The 304-nt window shown below is 48.4% G+C and carries 1 protein-coding gene; it reads left to right on the top strand.

Features of this window, described 5'->3' with window-relative positions:
* Nucleotides 1–164: 164 nt before the first annotated feature.
* On the top strand, nucleotides 165–304 hold a 140-nt coding region (locus OSCIL6407_RS38665), incomplete at its 3' end, for a DUF3854 domain-containing protein (RefSeq protein WP_148288980.1).

The following is a 304-nucleotide window of genomic DNA, read 5'->3' on the forward strand; positions in this document are numbered from 1 at the left end:
GTCGCGTCAAGATTTTACAAGGGCCCTTACTCAAACCTGAGAATGGCAAAACGGAAATGGAAAGTCGTAAAGTACCGCAACCCTGAAGGGGTAAAGCCCCGATCGCATTCCTCAAAGTACCGCTTCACATCTGGGAGAAAGTTGCGGCGCAGTATGGTATCGCCATGCCTAGTTACATAGAGGTTACACAAGAAGGTTCGGCTCTGGGTTTTTGGGAATGGGTGCTTAAAAATCGAGTTCCTGTAAAACCGACAGAAGGTGAGAAAAAAGCAGGATGCCTACTGACTTTGGGTTACGCGGCGAT

Origin of the sequence: Kamptonema formosum PCC 6407 (genome assembly GCF_000332155.1) — a bacterium.
Taxonomy (GTDB): domain Bacteria; phylum Cyanobacteriota; class Cyanobacteriia; order Cyanobacteriales; family Microcoleaceae; genus Kamptonema; species Kamptonema formosum.